This is a genomic window from Actinoplanes oblitus (assembly GCF_030252345.1).
Classification (GTDB): Bacteria; Actinomycetota; Actinomycetes; order Mycobacteriales; family Micromonosporaceae; genus Actinoplanes; species Actinoplanes oblitus.
Window position 1 is genome coordinate 9,609,000 of sequence record NZ_CP126980.1, and the last position, 23,238, is coordinate 9,632,237.

Annotated in this window: 18 protein-coding genes; 2 read left to right on the top strand and 16 right to left on the bottom strand. The window is 70.9% G+C overall.

The annotated features are described in order from the left end of the window. Positions 1-20: 20 nt before the first annotated feature. From Actob_RS42935 to Actob_RS42985, 11 genes are all read right to left on the bottom strand, one after another. The gene (locus Actob_RS42935; RefSeq protein WP_284917677.1) at positions 21-1,280 is read right to left on the bottom strand and encodes a helix-turn-helix domain-containing protein; all 1,260 of its coding nucleotides are present in this window, start codon (positions 1,278-1,280) and stop codon (positions 21-23) included. A 183-nt stretch (positions 1,281-1,463) separates the two neighbouring features. Next, positions 1,464-1,937, bottom strand: coding sequence for a hypothetical protein (locus Actob_RS42940; RefSeq protein WP_284917678.1), 474 nt, complete (start codon positions 1,935-1,937; stop codon positions 1,464-1,466). 122 nt (positions 1,938-2,059) lie between these two features. Then, positions 2,060-2,710, bottom strand: a complete 651-nt coding sequence (locus Actob_RS42945; protein ID WP_284917679.1) for a response regulator — start codon at positions 2,708-2,710, stop codon at positions 2,060-2,062. Continuing rightward, positions 2,703-3,842: a sensor histidine kinase gene (locus Actob_RS42950; RefSeq protein ID WP_284917680.1), complete on the bottom strand. Its 1,140-nt coding sequence runs from the start codon at positions 3,840-3,842 to the stop codon at positions 2,703-2,705. The genes Actob_RS42945 and Actob_RS42950 overlap by 8 nt, the downstream gene beginning before the upstream one ends. A 3-nt stretch (positions 3,843-3,845) precedes the next feature. Further along, positions 3,846-4,613: an ABC transporter permease gene (locus Actob_RS42955; RefSeq protein WP_284917681.1), complete on the bottom strand. Its 768-nt coding sequence runs from the start codon at positions 4,611-4,613 to the stop codon at positions 3,846-3,848. Then, positions 4,610-5,524 carry an ATP-binding cassette domain-containing protein gene (locus Actob_RS42960; protein ID WP_284917682.1) on the bottom strand — a complete coding sequence of 305 codons (915 nt, stop codon included), beginning with the start codon at positions 5,522-5,524 and terminating at the stop codon, positions 4,610-4,612. The genes Actob_RS42955 and Actob_RS42960 overlap by 4 nt, the downstream gene beginning before the upstream one ends. 98 nt (positions 5,525-5,622) lie before the next feature. Continuing rightward, positions 5,623-6,429: a MerR family transcriptional regulator gene (locus Actob_RS42965; protein WP_284917683.1), complete on the bottom strand. Its 807-nt coding sequence runs from the start codon at positions 6,427-6,429 to the stop codon at positions 5,623-5,625. 65 nt (positions 6,430-6,494) lie between these two features. Next, positions 6,495-8,966 (bottom strand): FtsX-like permease family protein, encoded by a 2,472-nt coding sequence (locus tag Actob_RS42970; RefSeq protein WP_284917684.1) that lies wholly within the window; start codon positions 8,964-8,966, stop codon positions 6,495-6,497. Then, positions 8,963-9,727: an ABC transporter ATP-binding protein gene (locus tag Actob_RS42975; protein ID WP_284917685.1), complete on the bottom strand. Its 765-nt coding sequence runs from the start codon at positions 9,725-9,727 to the stop codon at positions 8,963-8,965. Before Actob_RS42975 ends, Actob_RS42970 begins: the two co-directional genes overlap by 4 nt. A 107-nt stretch (positions 9,728-9,834) precedes the next feature. Beyond that, positions 9,835-10,491 (bottom strand): response regulator transcription factor, encoded by a 657-nt coding sequence (locus tag Actob_RS42980; protein WP_284917686.1) that lies wholly within the window; start codon positions 10,489-10,491, stop codon positions 9,835-9,837. After that, positions 10,479-11,708, bottom strand: a complete 1,230-nt coding sequence (locus Actob_RS42985; protein WP_284917687.1) for a sensor histidine kinase — start codon at positions 11,706-11,708, stop codon at positions 10,479-10,481. Before Actob_RS42985 ends, Actob_RS42980 begins: the two co-directional genes overlap by 13 nt. 119 nt (positions 11,709-11,827) lie before the next feature. Between Actob_RS42985 and Actob_RS42990 the strand changes: the two genes are divergently transcribed. Further along, positions 11,828-12,052, top strand: coding sequence for a hypothetical protein (locus tag Actob_RS42990; protein WP_284917688.1), 225 nt, complete (start codon positions 11,828-11,830; stop codon positions 12,050-12,052). Between the two features lie 7 nt (positions 12,053-12,059). Here Actob_RS42990 and Actob_RS42995 read toward each other — a convergent pair whose 3' ends face one another. Further along, positions 12,060-13,316: a serine hydrolase domain-containing protein gene (locus tag Actob_RS42995; protein ID WP_284917689.1), complete on the bottom strand. Its 1,257-nt coding sequence runs from the start codon at positions 13,314-13,316 to the stop codon at positions 12,060-12,062. Between the two features lie 157 nt (positions 13,317-13,473). On the opposite strand from Actob_RS42995, the gene Actob_RS43000 reads away from it, so the two are divergent. Continuing rightward, positions 13,474-14,295 (top strand): helix-turn-helix transcriptional regulator, encoded by an 822-nt coding sequence (locus Actob_RS43000; protein ID WP_284917690.1) that lies wholly within the window; start codon positions 13,474-13,476, stop codon positions 14,293-14,295. A gap of 9 nt (positions 14,296-14,304) precedes the next feature. On the opposite strand, the gene Actob_RS43005 is transcribed toward Actob_RS43000, so the two are convergent. From Actob_RS43005 to Actob_RS43020, 4 genes are all read right to left on the bottom strand, one after another. Continuing rightward, positions 14,305-14,928, bottom strand: coding sequence for a DUF4304 domain-containing protein (locus tag Actob_RS43005; protein ID WP_284917691.1), 624 nt, complete (start codon positions 14,926-14,928; stop codon positions 14,305-14,307). Between the two features lie 102 nt (positions 14,929-15,030). After that, positions 15,031-21,267: an RHS repeat-associated core domain-containing protein gene (locus tag Actob_RS43010; protein WP_284917692.1), complete on the bottom strand. Its 6,237-nt coding sequence runs from the start codon at positions 21,265-21,267 to the stop codon at positions 15,031-15,033. Positions 21,268-21,570: 303 nt separating this feature from the next. Beyond that, positions 21,571-22,383 carry an alpha/beta fold hydrolase gene (locus Actob_RS43015; RefSeq protein ID WP_284917693.1) on the bottom strand — a complete coding sequence of 271 codons (813 nt, stop codon included), beginning with the start codon at positions 22,381-22,383 and terminating at the stop codon, positions 21,571-21,573. Between the two features lie 16 nt (positions 22,384-22,399). Further along, complete coding sequence (locus Actob_RS43020; protein ID WP_284917694.1) at positions 22,400-23,233, bottom strand: alpha/beta fold hydrolase; 834 nt, start codon at positions 23,231-23,233, stop codon at positions 22,400-22,402. Positions 23,234-23,238 lie beyond the last annotated feature (5 nt).

Here is a 23,238-nt window from a genome sequence, read left to right on the forward strand (position 1 = left end):
GTGTGCGGGCGCGGTGACGGCTACCGCCGGACGCGCTCGGCTGCCGGTTCCTCCTCGGCCAGCCGCTCCCGGGCGAACAGGCGGATCAGATTGTGGAAGCGGTACCGGCCGTCGACATGGGCTTGCAGGAGGCTCAGCTCGACGAGTTCGTCGAGGGCGTCCTCGATGCCCTCCGGATCCGCCGGATCGAGGGTGCCCGCGAGCCGCGCGTCGAAATCCGGTCCGGGCGCCAGCGACAAGCGGCGGAACAACCGCCGCGCCGGTGGGGACAACTGGGTGTACGAGAGGCTGAAGGCGGCAGCGATCCGCAGGTCCCCGGCGATGAGCTGGTCGAGCCGACGGCGTTCGTCGGACAGCCGGTCGGCCAGATGCCGCAGCGTCCACTGCGGCCGGCTCATCAGCCGGTTACCGGCGATGCGCAGGGCCAGCGGCAACCGGCCGCACAGGTCGGCCACCTCGGCGACCACGTCCGGTTCCCGGTCGCCGATGATGCGCCGCAGCAGGGTCGCCGCGTCCCCGGCCGGAAGCTGCGTGAGGTTGAGCCGGTGAACGCCCTCCAGCCCGGCGAGCAACCGGCGACTGGTGATGATCGTCAGAGCGGGTCCGGAACCGGGTAGCAGGGGCCGGATCTGCGACTCGTCCGCGACGTTGTCGAACACCACGAGCACTCGCCGGCGGTGCAACAGCTCCCGGTACGTACCGGCCCGGTCGGTCTCGTCGCCCGGGATCTCGTCGTCCCGGACGCCGAGCGCGCTGAGCAGGCGGGCGAGTGTTTCCCCGGCGCCCGCCGGACGGGCGTCCATCCCCCGCAGATCGACGAAGAGGGTGCCCCCGGTGAACGCCGTGCCGAGCAGGTGAGCCGCCTGGACAGCCAGCGTCGTCTTGCCCACTCCGGCTGTTCCGGACACCGTCACCACCGGCGCGGCCACCGGCGCCGGCTCAGCCGCGCTCGCCACCCGGGTCAGCCGAGCCAGCTCCCGGTCACGACCGGTGAAGTCGGGCACCGGCCGTGGCAGGGCACAGCAGCCGGCCGGTACGCCGGCCGTGCCCTTCGAGCGCCCCGCCCGCGCCGCGGCGAGAAAGCCCGGACGCTCGGTCTCGGCCAGATCCAGCGCCTCGGCCAGCGCCTGGACGGTACGCCGCTGCGGCGCGACGCTGCGCTCACGTTCCATGTCACTGATCGCGCGGGCGCTGACTCCCGACCGCTCCGCCAGTTGCTCCATCGTCAGCCCGGCCGTGTGCCGGTGCTCGCGCAGCCGGCGGCCGAAGGTGTCACTCATCGAACAGGCGGGCCGTTCTTCGCCGGCAGCTCACGGACACTTCGCATCCTCTCGTCTTCGTACCGTCGCACGCTGGCATGGGGCGCCTCCGGCCACCAGGGACGGGCAGTCCCTGGCAGCCGTTCCTGCCCGGACGTCCGGGCAGGTCACAGCGATCCCGGGGGAACGCCGAGCGCCGGTGGGTCAGCCGACGGGCGTGGCGGTGGCGGGGTCGGCGACGGCCACGATGCCGACCGGTTCGCCGTCGCGTACGAGAAGCGCCCTGGCCGGTGGCGGGGTGCCCGCCGCCTCAGCGACGGCCCACGCGGTGATGCTCTTGCGCGCGTCAGCGGGCAGTTCGATCCGCTTGCCGGTGCTGGTGACGGTGATGGTTCCCGCCCGCTCCCCGATGGTCACGCACTCGGCTTTGCCGGCGTACTCGACGTACCAGGAATCGAAGTCGCACGGCGACGAAAGGCCACCGAACCAACCGTCCTTCTGGCCGGTGGGTGCCGATGTCGTCAGTTCGTCCTCGATGAACTGGACCTCGACCTGACTGGTGCCGGTGGGTAGCTCGGCGGCGCCGGCCGGCCAGCCCAGCCACAACACGAACGCGGCGACCAGGCCGGTGACGGCGGTGATTCCCCAGATCAGGATGGGGCTGAGTCGAGATTTCATCAGGTCCTTCTTTCTACCGAGGGGTGGATGCGACGCACCGATTCAGCCCATGGGGTATCGCAGGCGCTGATCGCGTAGGAAAGGGAAATGCCCGGCCGGCACCTGCCGGCGCGGTGGATGAGTCAGACGAGGCCGTGGGTGTGTGCCCAGATCACCGCTTGGACGCGGTCACGGGCACCCAGTTTGGCCAGGACTCGGCCGATATGGGTCTTGACCGTGGACTCGGACAGGAACAGCTCTCCGGCGATCTCCGCGTTGGAGAGCCCCCGGCCGATGGCGACGAGTACCTCGCGCTCCCGGCTGGTCAGGTCGTCGAGCAGGCTGGTACCGCCGGCGGCGGGGATCCGGCCGCCCTGGTAGTGGTCGAGCAGGGCGCGGGTGATCCGAGGTGAGACGACCGCCTCTCCGCCGGCGACCGTCCGGACGGCCTTGACCAGGTCGGCGGACGGGGCGTCCTTGAGCAGGAAGCCGCTGGCTCCCGCGCGGAGGCCGTTGAAGGCGTACTCGTCGAGGTCGAAGGTGGTGAGGATGAGTACGCGGGTGCCGGGGCAGTTCGCGACGATGTCGCGGGTCGCCTCGATACCGTCCAGGATCGGCATGCGGACGTCCATCAAGACGACGTCGGGACGCAGGTCGCGGGCGAGCAGCGCACCGGCACGGCCGTCGCCCGCCTCGCCGACGATGCGCAGGCCGGGTGCCGTACCGAGGACCATGGCCATGCCTTCGCGGAGCAGTTCCTGGTCGTCCACGAGCAGCAGGGTTATCTCAGTCATCGGTGTCCTCGGTCTGGTGGGGAAGGCTGACCCGGACGGCCCAGCCGACCGGCTGAGGGCCGGCTTCGACGGTGCCGCCGTAGAGAGCCGCCCGTTCCCGCATCGCGATCAGGCCTTGTTCGCTGCCGACCGACGGCACCGGTGCGGTGCCGCGGCCGTCGTCGACGATCGCGATCCGGATCGGGTCGGCGCTGTAGTCGAGGTCGGCGAGGACCTCGGTCGGGTGATCCGCGTAGCGCAAGGCGTTGGTCAGCGCCTCCTGCACGATGCGGAACACCACCCGCCGCAGGCCCGGTGAGGCGGGGTCCGGTCCTCGGCGCCGCAGGGTGACCGGCAGGCCGGCGATCCGGAACGTCTCGATCAGGGTCTCCAGGTCGCCGGAAACGTCGGGGCTGCCGTCGTGCAGGACGCCGAGCAGCCGGCGCATGTCCTTCATCGCTTCCCGGCCCAGGTCCGCGGCGCGCTCCACGGCCTTGCGGGAGCGCTGCGGGTCGGTGTCGGCGACCGCTGTCGCGCCGTCGGCGAGCCGCACCATGATGGTCAGGTTGTGGGCGACGATGTCGTGCAGGTCGCGGGCGATCCGGGCGCGTTCCCGGGCCGCCGCCAGCAGACCCTCCTGCTCCTTCTCCCGGGCGAGCCGGGCCGCCCGGTCGAGCAGCCCCTGCACGTACCGGCGGCGGGTGGCGACGGTCGAGCCGATCAACACCGCGCCCACCACTGTGACGCCGTAGAAGAAGATGAAGGTGCCCAGACCGTCACGGCCGGACCGGTGCACCGTCTCGGCCCCCAGCACGGCGAGCGAGCCGAGGGTGCCGGCCGTCGCCTCCGGCAACGACCGCTGTGCCGCCAGCGAGTACATCGCCACCCCGAACGCCGCCACCAGGGAGACTTCGGTCGCGGCGTCACCGGCGACCGTCACCGCCAGCACCCACCACGGCCGTGACCGCCGCCAGATCAGCGACAGCGCCACCACCGCGTCGACCGCCACGTTCCACCAGTCGATCCGGCCGGGACCCCACAGCAGCACGTCGCTGCCGAGCCCGGTCAGGAAGCAGAACGCGACGACGAAGCCGGTACCCAGCCGGGGATGACGCGTCCAGAACGCCCGTACCGTGCCCGCCCCGGCCTCCATCCCTCACGCGTCCCGGCGAACCAGGGCGAGGGCGCCGAGCGTGGCCGGGACCGCCAGCCACGCGACGACGACGGGCAGGGCACGGGAGAACGGATCGGTCACCACCTGCGACGCGGCGGCGGAGAACGCCAGGCCGGTCAGGTCGAACCGCACCCAGATGTCGAGCACGGCCAACACCAATCTCAGCAGTAGGAGGACACCCAGCGTGAGGCCGACACCGGCCGCCGTGTTGCGCACCAACAGCGTGACGGCGTACGCGAACAGCCCCACCAGCACGCAGTATCCGATCTGGCCGGCCAGCAGGCTCAGTACTGTGCCGAACGGCACGTCGGCCAACTTCGCCCGGCTCAGCAGCGGGACGGCCGCCGCGTACCCCAGCCCCAGCGACACGGTGGCCAGCAGGGCCGAGGCCGCCGCGACCACCAGTGCCTTCGCGGCTATCACCCGGAGCCGGCGCGGCACGGCCACGAACGTCACCCGGATCGCGCCCCCGCTGAACTCCGAGCCGAGCACGAGCACCCCCAGGACCAGGACCGGGATCTGCAGGACGGCCGTAGCCCAGGAGAAGACGTCGGTAGCGGCATCCCGCGCGGTCAGGCCCTCGGCGAACGCCGAGTCGGTGTAGGCCGCCCCGGCCAGGGCGGCACCCCCGACGGCAAGGATCACCGCGGCCAGAGCGCAGGCCCGGAAGGAGCGCAGCGTGCGCACCTTCAGCCATTCGGCCGCGAAGAGGTGCGACAGATCAGGGCGTACGGCCGTGTCGGTGTTCACTGCGGGAGCCTTTCCGCGAGGTGGCGGGCGTGGTTCTGGGTCAGGGCGAGGTACGCGTCTTCCAGCGAGGCGGCGACTGTCACGTTCTCCAGCAGCAGGATGCCCGAGCGTTGCGCCAGCGCGGCGACGTCCCCGGCGGCCATCCCGGTGACCTCCAGGGTGCCGTCCGGGCGCCGGGCGACAGCCGAGCCGTGCTCGCGCAGCAACCTCTCCAGTTCCGCCGGCCGGTCGGTACGGGTGTGCACCGTCCTCGTCGCGTTACGCGAGATCAACTCGGCGACCGGGGCATCCGCGAGAACCCGTCCCCGGCCGAGCACGATGAGCCGGTCGGCGGTCTGCGCCAGCTCGCCCATCAGGTGGCTGGAGACCAGTACCGCACGTCCTTCCCGGGCCAGCGACCGCAGGAGTGACCGGATCCAGATGATCCCGTCCGGGTCCATGCCGTTCGCCGGCTCGTCGAGCAGCAACGCCGCCGGATCGCCCAGCAGGGCCGCGGCCAGGCCCAGCCGCTGACGCATGCCCAGCGAGTACCCGCCCACGCGCCGCCCGCCCACGTCGCCCAGCCCGACCATCTCGAGCAGCTCGTCCGCGCGGCGGGCGGCGATGCCGTGCGTACGGGCCAGGACCCGCAGGTGGTCGCGCCCGCTGCGGCCCGGATGGATCGCCTCCACATCGAGCAGCGCACCGACCGACCGCAACGGCGCGTCCAGATCCTGATACGGCCGGCCGTCGATCAGGCACTGGCCGGACGTCGGCCGGTCCAGCCCCACCATCATGCGCATCGTCGTGGACTTGCCCGCGCCGTTCGGGCCGATGAACCCATTGATGACACCCGGCTCCAGTCGAAACGACACGTTCTCGACCGCGGCGACAGCGCCGTAGGTCTTGGTCAGTTCACGCACTTCGATCACGGGAACGACGCTACGGACGCCACGGCCTCCGGCCATCCGACCACGGTGCCCTCCGCCGTGGTACCGCGGTACCACGGCGCCGTGGTGTGCGGCCGCTGTCAACCGGCACGGCGGATCGGCGCGCTGAACTCGACGCCGCCGTCGCGGACCGTATGACGCAGCCGCGCGACGTCCGGAAAGGCCCCGTCGATCGGATGGGCGAGCAACCGGCCGACAGCTGTGCAGTACTTCGCCATGGAGTTGCGACCCGGCATCGCGATGAACAGTTCCTCGCCGGGGCCGCACTCCAGCACCTCGGCGTCCGAGGGCAGGGCCGGCACCGTCGCCGCGTTGCCCGCGACCGCGATCCGCACCAGCCAGAACGGCCCCTCACCGGCGAGCGCGGCGCCGGGGGCGAGCACCCGCCAGGGCGGACCCACCGGCGTCGCGCCGCACGACTCCACCGCCTCGATCAGGTCCTCGGCGGCGGCTTCCAGGACCGCCTCGGTCCGGTCCCACTCCTGCCGGTCACGCCCGAGCGGGGTGACCGGCGCCGGCTTGGACACCACGGTCATCGCCGGCACCCGACGCAGAGACGGCTCCGGCGGTGCCGCCAAGAGGTCCCGGGCGGTCCGGATGGCCTCGTCCTGTTCCTCGCGCTGCCGCCGGATCCGAGCGGTGTGCTCGCGCAGCAGAGCGGATGCCACGTCCGGTTCGCCGAGCGCGCTCCTGACCTGCTTGACGCCGAGCCCGGCCTGCCGGAGAACCGTGATCAGCATGGCCTCCTCGATCTGGGCGAAGGTGTACGAGCGGTAGCCGGTCCGCTCGTCGGTCCGGGCCGGTACGAGCAGCCCCTCGGCGTGGTAGTACCGCAGCGTCTGCGCGGAGAGGTGCGCCATCTCGCTGAAGTCTTTGATCGACAACATGTCTCCCAGGGTGATCCTTGCCGTGGCCACAAGGTCAAGCCGGCGGAACGCGTCCCGCCCCGAGCTCACTCCTTGACGCCGAGGTGCTCCAGCGGCGGCGTACGCAGCAGGCGGCCGATCGGCAGGATCGTGGTGGTCAGCGCCAGCAGCGCGGTACCGCCGACCACCGTGACCAGTCCCAGCGGGGGCACGTACGGGATGAGGTTGCCGGTCAGCGCGCGGACCACAGCGACGAGGGTGAGTGCGGCGACGGTCCCGCCGATCACCAGAGCCACGCCGAGCAGACCGGCCTGTTCGGCGTGCACCATCCGGCGGGCCTGCCGGTGTGTCACCCCGACGATCCGCAGCAGGGCCAGTTCGCGGTGCCGGGCCAGTGCGGCCATCACCATGGTGTTGGCCACCGCCAGGACGGCGTAGCCGGCCATCACACCGACGAGCAGTTTGTTGAGCCACGCGGTGAGGGCGAGGTCGGTGGCGAGCCGGCCGCCGCGCCGGTCGGTGCCGGCCAGCGTGGCCGCCGGGCCGAGGGTGGCGAGGCGTGGATCCGGGACGGCACCGGGAGCGAGCCTCACGAGCACCTCGTCGTCGGTATCACGGGCGGTGTGGCCGGTGACCACGTCGTGCGGCAGCACGATGTCACCGAAGCCGAGCCCGCGGCCGTAGATCGCGGCCACCCGCAGCGTGACCGGGGTGCCGTCACCCAGCCACAGTGACACCTGCTCGCCCAGGTCCCAGCCCTGACTCGCCGCGCGTACCCCGGAGACGGCCATCGCCCGGCCGTGCAGGTCCGCCAGGTCGCCGTCGCCGACTGCGAGATCGAAGGCGGACACGTCGTCCACGGCCAGCGCCGACACCGTCTCGGCGTCTCCGCCGAAGACCTTGACGACAACTGACGTACGCCGGACCGCGGTGGCCGACCGCACGCCGGGCAGCTCGCGGGCCTTCGCCGCCGTGGTGGGCGCGAGCCCGGCCGGTGAGCTCAGCACCCAGGGGGCGAGCAGGCCGTCCCGGGCCTGGACGAGTGCGCTGCGCTCGATGTTGTCCTGAAGGAACCAGACCGAGCCGCCGAAGCCGACCGCGAGCACGAGCCCGGTCAGCACGGTGGCCGTTCCACCGGCGTTGGCCCTCAGATTCGCGACGGCCAGGTGTCCTCCGGCACCCCAGATCCGCGGCCACAGCGGCTGGAGCATCCGGGTCGCCACCCGGTTGATCCAGGGGGCCAGCAGTGCCACCGCCGTGACGTACAGGTAGAGCATGCCGATCGCACCGGTGAGGGCGACCTGGCCGCCGGTGCCGACCGTGACGGTGCTGGAACCCACCGCGCCGGCCAGTGCGATCAGACCGCTGATCAGCCGCACCCGGCCGCTACCGCCCGGCTCGACGGCGACCTCCCCGAGAGCCTCGACCGGGCGGATCGCGGTGACCCGGCGCGCCGCGAGCAGCGCCGCCAGAACGGCGGTCAGGATCGTGGTCAGGGTGACGGCCGCCGCCGACAGGAAACCGGGCGCCGGCGGGAAGCCGTCCGGCAGGAGGCCCCGCGTGGTCAGTTCATCCCGCACCCAGCGGGACGCGAGCAGGCCGGCCGGCACACCGAGCGTGGCACCGCCGGCGCCGATCAGCGCCGCTTCGGTCATCACCATCCGGCGGACCTGGGCCGGCGTGGCGGCGATGGCGCGCAGCAGGGCGAAGTCGCGGCGTCGGTGGCGGACGGAGAGGCCCACCGTGCCGGCGACCACGAAGACCACCAGCAGCACGACGTAACCGCCGAACGAGCCGCCGATCCGCACCAGCAGGCCGGCGGCTGCCGTGTCGTCGGTGCGTTCGAGCCGGCCGCGGGCGGCGCCCGCGTACACCTCGGCGCCGGCTTCGGCGGCCAGCCGGTCGACTGCGGCGTGGTCGGCCCCGGGCGCCAGCATGATGCCGATGGCATCGACACGGTCCCGGCGCGGGGCGAGCGCCGCTGCCCGGCGTTCGGTGAAGAACACCTGTGCCGTCTCGGTCTCCACGATGCCGCTGATCCGGTAGCTGGCGGCGACACCACCGATCACCAGATGGGTACGGGCGCCCGGCGGTGAGCCCGCGGCGGTGCCGGCGTCGAGGACGACCTCGTCATCCCGCCCCGGCGGCTTGCCGGCGGCGATGCGGTACGGCGCGAGCGCGGCACTGCCCCACCCGTGGCCGATGACCGGACCGGCCGCGGTGAGCAGCGGAATGGTGCGGTCGGCGACGGCTGCTGACACGCCCGGCACCCGTTGCAGGCGCTGCGCCAAGCCGGCGGCGAGCGTGCCGCCCTCGGGCAGAGCCACCCGGCTGGTCAGCCTGCTCCCGTCGAAGTCCCTGCTGGTCAAGGTCAGTTCGGGACGGGCCACTACCAGGTCGGCCGCGGCATAACGCCGCGGCTCCGGCCGGTGGAGCAGGCCGGACTCGACGAGCACGGCCATCGAGGCGAGGATCGTCGCGCCGACGGTGAGGGCGAGGAAGGTGGCCAGTGCGGATCCGGGGCGGTGCCGCAGCATCCGCAGGGCAAGCCTGATCATCGGATGGCTCCCCGGCGGTCCAGCGCGGTCAGCTGCTCGACGATGCGGGCCACGCCGAGCTGTGGTGTGTCGGACACGATCCGGCCGTCCGCGAGGACCAGGACGCGATCGGCGTACGAGGCGGCGACCGGGTCGTGGGTGACCATCACCACCGTCTGCCCGTGCTCGTCGACCACCGCCCGCAGCAGGGCGAGCACCTGCGCCGCGGTGTTGCTGTCGAGTGCGCCGGTGGGTTCGTCGCAGAAGATCACGTCGGGCCGGGCGGCCAGCGCCCGGGCGATCGCCACTCGCTGCTGCTGGCCACCGGACAGCTCCGCGGGCCGGTGACGCAGTCGCTCGGCCAGTCCGACCCGCTCGACCACGTAGGCGAGCCAGGCCGGGTCGGGGTGTGCGCCGGCGAGTCGCAGCGGGAGCACGATGTTCTCCGCCACGGAGAGCGCGCCGATCAGGTTGAACGCCTGGAAGACGAAGCCGATCCGGTCCCGCCGCAGCTCGGTGCGCCGGGTCTCGCTCATCCGGGAGATCTCGATGTCGCCGATCCAGACCTGACCGTCGCTGGGCCGGTCGAGGCCCGCGGCACACTGGAGCAGCGTGCTCTTGCCGGATCCGGACGGGCCCATCACCGCCACGAACGTGCCGCTGCCGAACGTGGCGTCGACGCCGGCCAGGGCGGTCACCGCCGCGGAGCCGCCACGGTACGTACGGGTAAGCTTCTCGACCCGGACCGCTGCGCGACTTCGCTGGTCAAGATGGACCGTCATGCTGTTGCCTCCGTGTGTCGTGACGTCGGTGCGCACACGGAGAACGCTATGGAGATCGGCGGCCGGCTCCCATCCCGCTGGCCGCCCGATCACGAGTACAGCAGGCGCTACCGTCGGGCGGTGCCGTCGAGATAGCGCAGCACCGCGGTGACCCGGCGGTCGGCCCGGTCGGTGGGGGCGAGACCCAGCTTGGCGAAGATGCCGCGGATGTTCTTGTGCACCGCGCCGTCGGTCACGAACAGGCGTTCCGCGATGGCGGTGTTGCCGAGCCCCTCGGCCATCAGGGAAAGAACCTCGCGTTCCCGTGGGGTGAGCCTGGCGAGCGCGGCGTCGGGGCGGCCCCGGGCCAGCAACTGCCGCACCACCTCGGGGTCTATCGCCGTGCCACCGGCAGCCACCCGATGCAGCGCGCCGAGGAACTCCTCGACCCGGCCGACGCGCTCCTTGAGCAGATATCCGAGCCGCTCGGCACCTCCGCCCAGCAGTTCGGTGGCGAAGGCCTGCTCCACGTATGCGGAGAGGACGAGAACCGCGAGGCCGGGACGACGACCGCGGGCCTCGCGGGCGGCCACGATGCCTTCGTCGGTGTGCGTGGGTGGCATCCGCACGTCGACGATCGCGACGTCCGGCTCGTGCTCGTCCACCGCCGCGAGGAACTCCGCGGGCGTGCCGGTGGCGGCCACCACGTCCAGCCCTTCGGCCCGTAACAACAGTGCGAGGCCTTCCCGCAGCAGGGCGTCATCCTCGGCGATCACGATCCGCATGGCAGCTCCACGTCCATCATCGTCGGCCCACCCGGTGGGCTCGTCAGGGTGAACCGCCCGTCGTGCGCCTCCACCCGGCGCCGGATGCCGGCCAGCCCGGACCCGGCACTCTCGTCGGCCCCGCCCACGCCGTCGTCGCCGACCCCGATCACCAGCTTGTCGCCGTCGATGCGCACGGAGACGGTCGCGCCCGTCGCGCCGCTGTGCTTCACCGCGTTCGTCAGTGCCTCGGCCACCACGAAGTAGGCGGTGGCCTCGACCGACACCGCACACCGGACCGGCAGCTCGACGGCGAGCCGGCACGGCAGGGCGCAGTCCGCGACGAGGCCGTCGAGCGCTCCGGCCAGCCCCCGGTCGTCGAGCACCGGCGGGAGGATGCTGCGGACCACCGTACGAAGGTCGCCGAGAGCCTGCTCGGCGGCCTGCTGGGCCCGATCCAGCAGCTCCGCGCCGACCGCCGGGTCGCGGGCGAACGCCCGGCGAGCCGCACCGAGCAGCACGGTGACGGCGACCAGCCGGTTCTGCGTGCCGTCGTGCAGGGAGCGCTCGATCCGTCGCAGCTCGGCGGCGTGTGCGTCGAGCGCCGCGGCTCGGGTCGCCGTCAACTCCGCGACGCGCAGGCCCAGATCCGCGCCGGGAACCGGACCCAGCAAACGGCGGCCCGGCCATGCCTGGGCCCGCGCCAGCCGGCCACCGGCGACGAGCGACACGACCACCCAGCCCGCCCCGATCAGCGCCACACCGACCGCCTCGGCCAGGGTATCGACGTTCCAGAAGGGAATGCCGGGCGCACCCTCGCCCGGTGGCACCAGGCGATACCAGAGCGGGAACGTCAGATCCTGGAGTGCGGACAGCGGCAGTGACAGCCCGAACAGTCCCACCGCGAAGCCGAAGAACGCGTGCACCGGCAACCAGGCCAGCTCACGCCGGACCGCCGGATCCCGCAGGGCGGCCGGTGCCCGGTCCGGCATCGGAGCCGGACCGACGATGCCGGGGCCCCAGCGGGCCAGGCGGCCCCGTTCCCGGTCGGCGATCGAGCGCACTGTCCGCAACGCGCCGGGAATCAGCGGCAGCCCCACCCCGACCAGGCTCAGAACCACGACGACGAACAGCCAGAACAGCCCCGCGATGGCCAGAATCGAGGTACCGAGCCCACCGACGAGATGCTCCAGCGCGTCGACCGCGATACGCACCCGCTCGACGTGCCGCCGCCGCATACCACCTCCCGTGCGAAACATTAGGCCGCCTCGGCACGCCGGGCAGTACAGCAGGCGCTACCTCTGATCGTCGCGGTGGCGGGATCGTCTCGGGACGCCCGCCTTCCTAGCGTGAAGTCATGACGAACCGCTACCACTCCACCGATGCACCCGCCGCCTCGTCCGACCCGTCGCGTGCGGGACGGCTGCGCCCGGCACTGTGGCTCCTACTGATCATCAGCCTCACGGTCAACGGTGCCGCCTCGACGATCGGGGCAACTGCCGTCAGCGTCGGCTGCGGGCTGATCACGCTGGCGTGCGCCGCCGGATTGGTGGCCGACCACTACCGGCACCGCAACCGATGAAGGTCGTTCAGCGTCCTCGCCGGTGACCCCAGCCGAGACGCGTGCGGCCCTTCGCGGTGTCGGGTCGCTGCGGCATCTCGCCGAGCACACCGACGAACAGCGCTTCGCGCAGCGCCACCTCGCGCGGGTCGTCCCACAGGTGGAAGCCGAGCCGGTTCATGGCGTAGGCGAAGCCGACGCCCGTGTCCGGATCGGCGAAGCCGAACGAGCCGCCCAGCCCCATCGTGCCGAACGCCGAACCGGAGGCCGAGCCGAACCGGAACGCCGGGAACGGCTTCACATATCCCAACGAGTACTGAGTGGGCAGGCGCAACACCTGGTCGGCGAGTCCCCGGGACGGCGTGCTCGCCGGGCTCTTCAACGCCTCCAGGGTCGACGCGGTGAGACCGAGCCCGGCGCCACCGGACGCGGCTTCGCCGTAGAGCCGTGCGATCGATCGCACCTGGCCGATGCCGTTGACGGCCGGGATCTCCGCGGCCTGCACGTCGGGACGGTTGATGTTCTCCGGGACGCCGAGCACCCGCGGGTTCTGGAACGCTCGCGCCGTCAGGCTCCACGGGTTGGCGAACGCACCCGCGAAAGCCGGCGGCATCGCGTTGACGTGCAGCATCATCTCCCAGGTCCGGAAACCGTGGATCCGGGCGAGGCGGCTGCGATCGGTGCTCTCCGGCAGGCCGATGTGGAACTCGAGGTCCAGTGGCGCGGCCACCTCCTCGGCGAAGAACCGTCCCAGGTGGCGGCCCCGCGGGTCGACCCGGCTGACGAGTTCGCTCTCGTACCAGCCGAGCGTCTGGCCGTGATAGCCGTGCCGCTCGCCCGGCGTCCAGGCCGGCCGCTGCTCCGCCAGCGCCGCTGCCAGCACCTCGGAGCCGGACAGGTCGCGCAGCTGGAGCGGGCGGTCGATCACCGGCAGCCCCGCCTGGTGGGAGAGCAGCTGACGTACGGTGATGTCCGCCTTGCCGGCCGCGCCGAACTCGGGCCAGTAGGCCGCCACCCGCTCGTCGTAGTTCAGCAGGCCGCGTGCGTGCAGGACCGCGACCGCCATGGACGACACGCCTTTGCTGGTGGAGAAGACCGGCACCATCGTGTCGCGCTGCCACGGCTCGCGGGCCACGCCGTCGCGATAGCCGCCCCACAGATCGACCACCTTCCGGCCGTGGTGATAGACCGCACAGGCCGCGCCGATCTCCTTTCCCTGCTCGAAATTGCGCCGGAACGCGTCCGCGACAGGGCCGTAGCCCTGCTCCACATCACCGTGAACCATCGCAGCCGGCACGTGCACCCTGAGCCCCAACTCGACCTCTCCTCATCCGCAAGACACCGAACGGTGGCATGGGAGGCAGGGGCCTGCCAGGGATCGGCGATCCCTGGCAGGCGGGCACAACACGGAGACGGGCGAGGTCACGTCGTAAGATCACCTGGTGAAGCGCGACGAGTTGGCGGACTTTCTGCGACATCGCCGGGCGGCGCTCACCCCCGCTCACCACACGGGCCGCCGGACCCGCGGTCTCCGGCGCGAGGACGTCGCCGAGCGCGCGTACATCTCGATCGATTACTACACCCGGCTCGAGCAGCGGCGCGGACCGCGACCGTCACCCGAGGTGGCCTCGGCGCTCTCCCGGGCGCTGGATCTGACCATCGACGAGCGCGATCACCTCTTTCACCTGATCGGCCACAACCCGCCGCAGCAGACAGCCGACCTCGACCGGGTCGATCCGGGGCTCCGCCGAGTGCTGCACGCCCTCGACGGCAACCCCGCGATGGTCATGTCGAACCTGGCACACACCCTGCTGCAGAACCCCTTGGCCCTGGAATTGTTCGGTGATCAGACCCACTACACGGGTCTGGCTCGAAGCGGCTACTTCCGGTGGTTCATGACGCCGGAGGAGCGCGCCATCTATCCGGCGGACATCCACGCCGCCCAGAGCGCGACCTACGCCGCCGCCGTCCGGGCCGCGGCGGACCTGGAACCCGATCCCGCCGAGGCGGAGCAGATGATCGCGGCCCTGCTGACCGGAAGCGCCGAGTTCCGCGGGCTGTGGGACAACCACGAGGTACGCCTCTGCCGTCAGGAGACCACGTCGCTGTCGCACCCGGCGGCGGGCCGGGTGGACCTCGACTGCGAGGTCGTCTTCAGCCACGACCGCCGGCAGCGGTTGCTGGTCTTCACCGCGCGCAACGGCGTGGACCTCCGGCCGCTGGTCACCCCGGAGCGGCTGACCGGCCTGTCGCCGGGCGCTTAGCCGGCCCGGCTATCGGACCGCTGAGGATCCGTCGTGCCGTCGCGCGTATTCCCAGATGGCGCGGTCGACGTCGCGTACCTCAGCGGCATCCGGCGAGCTGGAGCCGAAGAGGATCTCGCGCAACTCCTCCGAGGTGCCGCCCTCCGCCAGCAGCCAGGCTTTGACCTGCTCCGCCGCGTATCCGAGCACGTCACGATCGCCGGCCACCCGGCGTAGATGATCCCGGTCCAGCCAGGGCAGCATGTCGGCCAGCCGCTCCCGCAGGCGGGCGAACACCCGCCCGGCCACGGCTTCGGTCTCGGACCCGTCCTCGATCACCCACTGCCCGAAATCGTCCTCGGCGTCACTGGGATTCACTCGGTCGAACCAGCTCCCGTGCGAGGTGTCCGGCCGCTTCGCCGGCGGGTAGTGGTAGCGCTGCCGATCCCACTCCCAGACCGGGGCCAGCAGGAAAGCCACGTTGACGTAGAAGCGCGTCTCGCCGGAGAACGAGGTGTGCGGCTGGAGATCGACGAGGATCGCGTCGCCGGCCGCGTTGTAACGGCGGAAGACATAGCGGTCCGGCTCGAATCCGAACTCGGCCAGGTGCGCGCCGAGAATCCGCGCACATGCGGTCAGGACTGCCTTCGCCATGGTTTCTCCAAGTTCGGGAAGCCAACATCTATCACACGACGCCGATTGCCGGATCCAGCCACGGAGAGTAGCCGGATCGGCAATCGGCGTCGTCAGCGCTGATCACACACAGACGGGCACCGGCATGGGCACGCAGACCGACACGCCCCCGGGCAGGGGCAGCACTCCGAACGGTCCGGAGTACCCACCGTTCGGCACGCCGTAGTCGTTGCAGCCGCCGCCGCGAAGCGCCGCCATCGGTGCCCCGCAATTCGGCGCCGTCTGCTGCTGCGGGACGGTCTGTTGCTGGGGAGCGGTCTGCGGCTGCTGGGCGGTCTGCGGCTGCTCGGCCGGGACGGGTTGCGGTTGAGCGGCCGGATCCTTCTTCGGCCGGGCGGTCCGGTAGAGGATGGCACCCGGCCGCGTGCCGTTCCAGACGATGACGATCTCATCGCTGCCCGGCACGCCGGCGAACACCTCGTTCTCCAGGGCGAACCCGGCCCGGACGTGCCTGAACCGGCCCCACTGCCGCAGCGTCTGCGCGTAACCCTTCGCTTCCTTCGCCGCCTTGGCCGTCTGACCGATCGACTTGACCTCCCAGAAGTAGATGGTGTCGGTGTCGTCGTCGATGTAGACGATGTCCGGCTTGCCGTCGTGGTCGCACTCGCCGTTGTGGAACTTGCAACCGTTCGGGTACCGGAACGTGGTGATGACCCGGTTCGGGTTTCCGCCCATGGCCTTCACCTGCCGCCGGATCTTGGCCGCGGCGGCCTGTACCGCGGCCTCGTGCCGGAGATTCACCTGCCGGGACAGCCATTTGTTCGCGGCGCGGCGCTTGATCTCCTGCACCTCGCGCTGCAGGCTGCGCAGGTCGTCGACCGAACTCGATCCGCCGGTCGGCCCGCTCGGTTCCGCCGGCACCATCCGGCCGTCCGGGTCGGCGAAGAGAATCGGGTTGCTGTTGGCGTACGCGTAGGCGTTCCACTGCCGTGGATCGTTCAGATCCTGTTCCGGGTCGACCGAGATGAACCGGCCCAGCACCGGGTCGTAGTCCCGGGCACCCAGATGGACCAGCCCGGTCGGGTCGTTGTCCCCGCCGACGAAACCGCGCGCGTTGGGCCAGGCGGCTGCGGTGCCGCGAGGCGTGCCGTACGGCGTCTGCCGCCGGATGGTGACCTGCTGCGTAGCGGCGTTGACACCGGTCAGCTGGGTGCCCTGGTTGTCGCTGAAGAGCCACGTCAGGGAGCTGGTGCTGGAGCTGGTACGACTGGCGACCAGCCGATCCCCGAAGGTGTAGTACCGGGTCGCCGACAGGGCCGGGGTACTGCCGCTTCCGGTCCGGCGGATCTCCATGCCGGGCAGGAAGAGGCTGGCCCCGGTGGCGTCCCGGCGGATCAGCCGGTTCCCGTCCGCGTCGTAGACGTTCGTCTCGACGGCGTTACCGCCCTCGCTGACCGTGCTGAGGTGGCCCTCCGGATCCCACGTCAGGGTTTGCGTCCCCGACGTGCCGGGACGGCCGATCGTATTGCCGTTCGCGTCGTATCCGTAGCTCACCGTGACCGGGTTCTGGCCGGGCACGGTGGTCGTCATGCCGGTCACCGCGTGCGGGCGGACCACGTCGGCGCCCGGCGCCGGCACCGTGTAGTCGCGGGTGGTGTCGCCCGTCGCGGCGTGCGAGACCTCCTTGGTGCGGTTGCCCAGCCGGTCGATCGTCCAGTCCTGCCAGTACGGCGCCGGGCCGCCCAAGCCGGCGACAGACGGTGTCGCGGTCTTGCAGTCGACCGCCGTCGCGGGCGTCCACGCCGTGGTCAGCCGGCGCAGGGCGTCGTAGCCGTAACACTGGTAGTCGGCGACGCCCACCTGCGGCGTGTCGGCCAGGCCCAGGATGTTGCCGGCGTCGTCGTAGCTGTACTTGACGTTCGAGACGGTGCCGGTGGCGGTCTCCGGCTTCACGGTGACGGTGTCCACCCGGCGGGTGTAGACGTCGTAGGAGACGTTCTGCTCGGTGTAGACACCCCCCGCCGTCTTCAGCGTGGTGACTGTCGGTTCGGCGTACGACGTGTACTGCTGGCCCGCGACATACGTCCCGGTCGACGACCAGAGTGAGGTGAGCGTGGTCGGCAGGCCGGTGGTGGCGTCGTAGCCGGTGGTCACGCCCTCGTCCGGCAACCCACCGCCGGCCGGGTAACTGATCGAGGTCGGCTGTCCGGTGTACGGCGAGTACCCGAATCCGTAGACGTAGGTACCGGCCAGTCCGGTCTGGCTCGCCGGGATCACGTAGTTGACGCCCGTCGGCTGACCGCGGTCGGTGAATCCGCGTACCTGCGATTTGTAAGTGTCCGCGCCCACGTACCGCAGACTCTGGGTGAGCTGCCCACGCACGGTGACGCCGGTGTACAGCTTGTCGTAGACCCACTCGGCACGCTTGGTGGTCGCCGTCGGCACGCCGTTGACCAGCGAGCCGTCCGAGGTGGAGAGCTTGCGACCGAGCGCGTCGTACGCGTACACCAGGATCTGGTCGTTCGCGTCGATCGTGTACTGCAGCTCGTCGTAATCGGTGTAACCCGACCTGGTCAGGCCCTTGTCCGGGTCCTTCGACTCGATCAGGCGGCCGCGGATGTCGTACTTGTAGGTCCACGCGTCGCCGGCGTCGTCGGCGACCGCCGCCAGTTCGTCCTTGGCGTTGTAGGTGTAGGTGGTGCGGTAGTACGTGCCGGCCGAGCCCTGCGCGCTGTTGTACTGCCGGAGCTCGACGGTACGCCCGTCGGCATCGACGATCTTGGTCTCCACCGTCCCGCCGGTGGGCGGCACCACGGTGGTCCGGTCGCCTTCGTACGTGGTGCTGGTCCGCCAGCGCTCGACCACGTTCGTCACACCGTCGCCGGACAGGAATATGCTGGCGGTCGCCCGGTTGGCCTGGTCGTAGACGGTGCGGGTCTGCGCCGGCACGGACCAGTCCGGTTCCCACCACAGCGTTCCGGACGGGCTGTCCGGCTCGGCGTGCGCCTGGAACGTCGTCTCGGCCCGGCCCGCGGCGTCGTAGAGCGTGTCGGTCACCACCCGGCCACCGCCGACCGCCGCGGCCTGCGTCTGCCGGGGTCGCAGGAATCCGTCCAGGATGTTGTAGGAGACGGTGTAGCCGCCACCGGCGTTGAGCGCCTCGGTCTTGACGTACGGGTACGCCGACCGGGTCGCCGAATACACGTATTCGTACTTCGACGACGGCTTGCTCGGGTTGGACGTGCGCGACCAGCCCTTGTTCCACGCCGCGCTGACCCGGCCGAGCCCGTCGTAGGTGGCCTCGGAGACCTTGCCGTTGGCGTCGGTAGCCTTCCACGGCAAGCCCCAGTACGGGTTCAGCTCGTCGCTCGAGACCCAGCCTTGCTGCGTGGTCGTCGTCTTCTTGAGCACCGGGCCCGTCGCCGGGCTGTAGGCGATGCTGCTCGTGTTGCCCCGCAGGTCGGTCTCGGAGATCTCCCGGCCGAAGGCGTCGAAGCCGGTCTTCGCCACCGTCCGCCAGACAGTTCCACCCGCGGCGGTCCAGCTCCGCAGGGCGTCGGCCCGGGTGTTCTCACCGTAGACCGGGGCGGTGGCCGGATCCGTCGCGCCGTCGTAGAACAGCTGCGAGTCCGAGATCATGTGGTCCGCGCTGGTCGGCGCGGTGCCACACGGTAGAGCCGTGACGGTGGTCCGCCGCGGCAGCGTCACGATGTTCTTGGCGACGTTGCGGTTGTAGACGGTGGTCGTGCACTTCTCGTCACCGGACTTGGCGATGTCCCCGTTGTCCTGCTGCGACTCGACAGTGCCGTAGGCGTCGTCGAACTGACTCGTGGTACTTGTCGTCCGCCAGCCACGAGAGCCGTCCACGCCGAGCGCCGTGCTCTGGTAGACGGTCTGGTAATTGACGAAGCGGGCGGTGACGGTGTCACCGTTGATCGTGCGGGACGCGGTCGGAGCCGACCGCCACGGCACGTTGACGATCTTGGACACCGGCTTGCTCGTGCTGCCGTTGTAGATCACCTGCTCCCGGATCATGCCGGCGAACTGGTCCTCGTCGTAAACCGTCTCGGAGCCGACCGACGCCGGCACCGTGACACTGCGGACTCCGCCGGTCGGCGCCAGCTTGTCGCCGTGCATGCCCCGCAGGTACGTCGTCCGCGTCAGTGTCTTGGCGCTGTCGCCGACCTGGACGTCGACAGTGCCGTAGCCGCGGAACTGATTCCAGGTCTTGTACTTCGGCTTGCTCAGCCCGTCGTCGTCGGCGTAGTGCCAGGCCGGGGTGCCGCCGTAGGTGAAATAGGTGTTCTTCGGCGGCGCCTGGTGCCCGTCGGCGAGTTGGATGTCAGTCTCGGTGATCTGCCTGACCACGTACTTGTGCCACCACTCGGTGATGTCCCCACCTGAGGTCGAGTACGGATCCGGGCCGACCACCGGGAAGCAGAGCTTCGTGTTGTTCTGCGGGGAGGACGGCAGGTCCGACGCCGTGCACTCCGGCAGCGAATAGGTGACCTGGATGATCGCGCCGGTCTCGGTGTGGATGGCGGCCAGGCGCTGCCAGTTGTTCGTGGTGTTGGTCTTGGTCAGCACCCGGTTCCGGAGGGCCACCGGGTCGAAGGTCGTCGGCGGCATCGCGATCGGCGTACCGACCAGACCGGTGTGCGTCACCGAGCTGAGCCACAGACCGGCTTTCTGGCCGTCGCCCGGCGACGGGAAACTGTGCCCGAGGGTCCACGAGTCCACGTCCTGCCACGCCGGGGTGGCCGCGGAGGTGTCCCACACCCGCGTGGTGATTTTGGCGAGACGCTTGGTGGTCCAGAAAGTCGGGCTGTAGTCGTCGCAGCTCGTCGCGCCGGCCTTGCACTCTTGGTCCCATGGCGTGTCCGGCCAGTGCGAGCCGTCGTGGGTCGAGCAGTCGGCCAGGCATCGATCCGCGGACTCGAAGATCACCTGGGCGGTCGGGGTCGTCGAGCGGTCGCTGCTTCCCCGGTCCCAGGTGCCGTAGTCGATCCGGGTCAGCGTGCCGCCCCGCACGTACGACACGTTCTTGCTGCTGGTGGCCTCGGCCGCGTACTGGTTGGTCTCCTTGGCGTACGACAGCGACATCGTGTTGCCGCGCGGGTCGACGACGTAGTCGAGGTTCCAGCGCCACGCTTGTTCACAGTCCGAGTCACTGAACGCGGTGGCGTGGCACGGCTCACCGGAGTGGTTGCCGTAAACCGGCACCGTCCAGGTGGAGTTGCTGCCCGAGCTCTGCCCGAAGAAGTACTGGGTGCCGTCGGAGCCGGTGACCTTCCAGTACTCGCCGTCGTTGTCACCGTTCGACGCGCCGGTGAGCCGCTCGACCTTCGATCCGTCCTCGCTGCGGGCGTGCCAGCCCTTGCCGGACTCGTACACCAGCTCGGAGCCCGTCCCGTTCAGCGACAGCACCGCGTTGCTGGAACGCCAGCACAGGTCGCCGGTCTGCGACGGGTTGTTGGGTGAGTCCGCCTTGTCGTCGGAGCAGCCCACGTATCGGCGCTCGATGAAGCCCGGCCAGAAGTCGAAGCCCTCACCGATCCAGGACGGCTGGTTGTTGGTAGCCGACGACCGCCCGTCGACGCTCGAGGACGAATAGGAAAGGTTGATCTTCGGTTCCACGCCACCGGGCATCGGCGGCACCCGCATCGGGTAGTTCCACTCGAACGCCCCGGAGTACTGCCCCACCGCCCAGGTCGACGACGGCGCCAGCGAGGTGGCGGTGAAGTCGCCCGAGTCGCCGGCCGGGGCCGCGGCCAGCGCCACCAGCGTCGTTGCCTGGGTCACCGCGGTAACCGAGGCTCCTTCGCGCCGGGTCGGCAGCGGGGTGGCCGAGCATTCCGCGCGGTCGGGGGTGGTGAGCGCGCACTCGGGCAGCCGCCACAGCCGCAGGCGGGACGCCCACTCGGCGCCGTAGGCGTACTGGAAGCCCGAATAGTCGACGCTGACCGCCGCCTTGTCCGAGGTCTTGGCCGTGTTCATGGCCGTGGCCGTCGCCGTGGCCGCCGGCACGCTCAGGCGCGCGACCATGCCGTCGCGCCAGCGCGCGGGAAGCTTCGCCCGGTCCAGAACCTGGACGTCCACCGCCGCCAGCGCGGAACCGGGAGCTCGCGCCAGCGACACCGGCAAGTCGCCGGCGCGCTGCCGGGCCGTCGCCGACAGCGTGGCGCGCGCCGATCCGGCCTTCGGCCACACCGGTTCGGGTACGGCGTACGCCGGCTGCTTCGGCGTCGGCCAGCCGAGGCCGCGAACCTCGCCGCCGTCGCGATCGAGCTTCTCGACCTGGCTCGTCAGATGCTTCCCGTCGCCCGGCGGGGCCGCGCTTGCGGCCGGCGCTGCCAGCATCGATGCGGCGAGTACCGCTGCGGCCAAAGCTTTCGGCAGATGTCTTGCGTACGCGGCGCGGACCGGGCGCCGTCTCGGACTCACCACGAAGCTCTCCAAGATCGACAAAATCCTGTGAGCACTGTAGGACCGGCCGGTAGCGCTGTAAACAGAGAGACATGGGAATGTCACAATCGGCGCGCCGCCTCGCGGTGCGCCGGTTCGATCACTTCCCCGGCCCGCGGCAGGCGCACCCCGGCCCCCGTGACGATCGACGACGGATCGCCGTACCAGGGCGCTACCTGCCGCGCACCGCGGGACGCGTCAGCCGGCGGCCCGGACGATGAGCTTGACGACCGCGTCCGGACGGGAGACCGCGACTGCGTGCGAAGCACCCTTGACCGTCACGGTGGCACGTGAACCGGCGCGGTCAGCCATGAACTTCTGTGCCCGGAGGGGGATGTTCTTGTCGGCGCCGGCCAGCAGGAACCACGAGGGGATGCCCGCCCAGGCGGGCTCGCCGGACGCCTCGTTCAACGCGGTGTCCCGGACGGGGCGCTGGGTGCTCGCCATGAGAGCCGTCTGTCGCGCCGGAACGTCGGCCGCGAACTGCTGCCGGAACAGCGAGGGCTTGATGTAGAGGTCGTTGGAGCCGTCCGGCAGCGCGACCGGTGCCAACGTATCGCCCAGCGTGCTACCGGGGTAGCTCGCGGCGAGCTCCGCCGCGGACTCCCCTTCGGCCGGGGCGAAGGCGGCCACGTACACCAGCGCCTTCACCTTCGGGGAACGTGCCGTCACGTTGGTGATGACGGCACCGCCGTAGGAGTGACCGACAAGCACCACGGGCCCGTCGATGCCGGCGAGACGCGCGTCGAGGGCCTCGGCGTCCGAGCGGACTCCGCGCAGCGGGTTGGCCACGGCGACAGCGGTGAAGCCCCGCCGCTGCAACCGCTCGATGACCGGGGACCAGCTGGCACCGTCCGCGAAGGCACCGTGGACGAGGACGATCGTGGGTCGCTGCCCACCAGCCGGGTGCGCGGCAACGACGGTCGACGTGCCGAGAAGGGCGAGCCCGGCGACAGTGACCAGCGCGGCCAGCAGAGCGGTGATGCGTACCGTGACGCGGTGCGTGAGCATGTGCATGTCCCGGCTCTCAGTCTTCGAGGAAGGCGATCAGGGCGGCGTTGACCTCGGCCGCGTGCGTCAGCAGCAGGCCGTGCGGAGCGCCATCAATCTCGACGTAGCGCGCGCCGGGCAGGCGGCGCCGGAACTCGCGGGCGGTCGCGTCGATCGGCAGGATCCGGTCGGCGGTGCCGTGCAGGATCAGCGATGGCACGTCGATGCGCTCCACATCGGCCCGGAAGTCTGTCAGCCACGCCGGAACGCACGCGTACGCCGCCACGGGCGCGGAGCCGATGGCGGTGACCCAGTTCGCCCGCAGCGCGGCCTCACTGAGACGCGACCCGAGCGTCTCGTCGGTGTTGAAGAAGTCGACGAAGAAGTTCTCGTACCAGGCGTACCGGTCGGCTTCGGCCTGCTCGGCGATGCCGTCGAACACCGACTGCGGTACGCCAGTGGGGTTGTCCTCGGTCTGCAGCAGGAACGGCTGGAGCGAGCCCAGGAACGCCGCCTTCGCCACCCGCTCCGAGCCGTAGGTGCCGAGGTAACGGGCGACCTCGCCGGAGCCCATCGAGAAGCCGACGAGGACGACGTCACGCAGGTCGAGCTGGGTCAGAACCTTGTCCAGGTCGCCGGCAAAGGTGTCGTAGTCGTAGCCCGTCATGGTCTTGCTCGACCGGCCGAAGCCCCGGCGGTCGTAGGTGATGACGCGGTAGCCGGCCTTGACCAGCGCATCGGTCTGCTTCTCCCAGGACTGCCCGTCCAGCGGGTAGCCGTGGATCAGGACGACCGGCTGGCCGGAGCCGTGGTCCTCGTAGTAGAGCTCGACGGCGGTCGAGCCCTCGGTGCCGACGGTGATGGTCCCCATGGTGT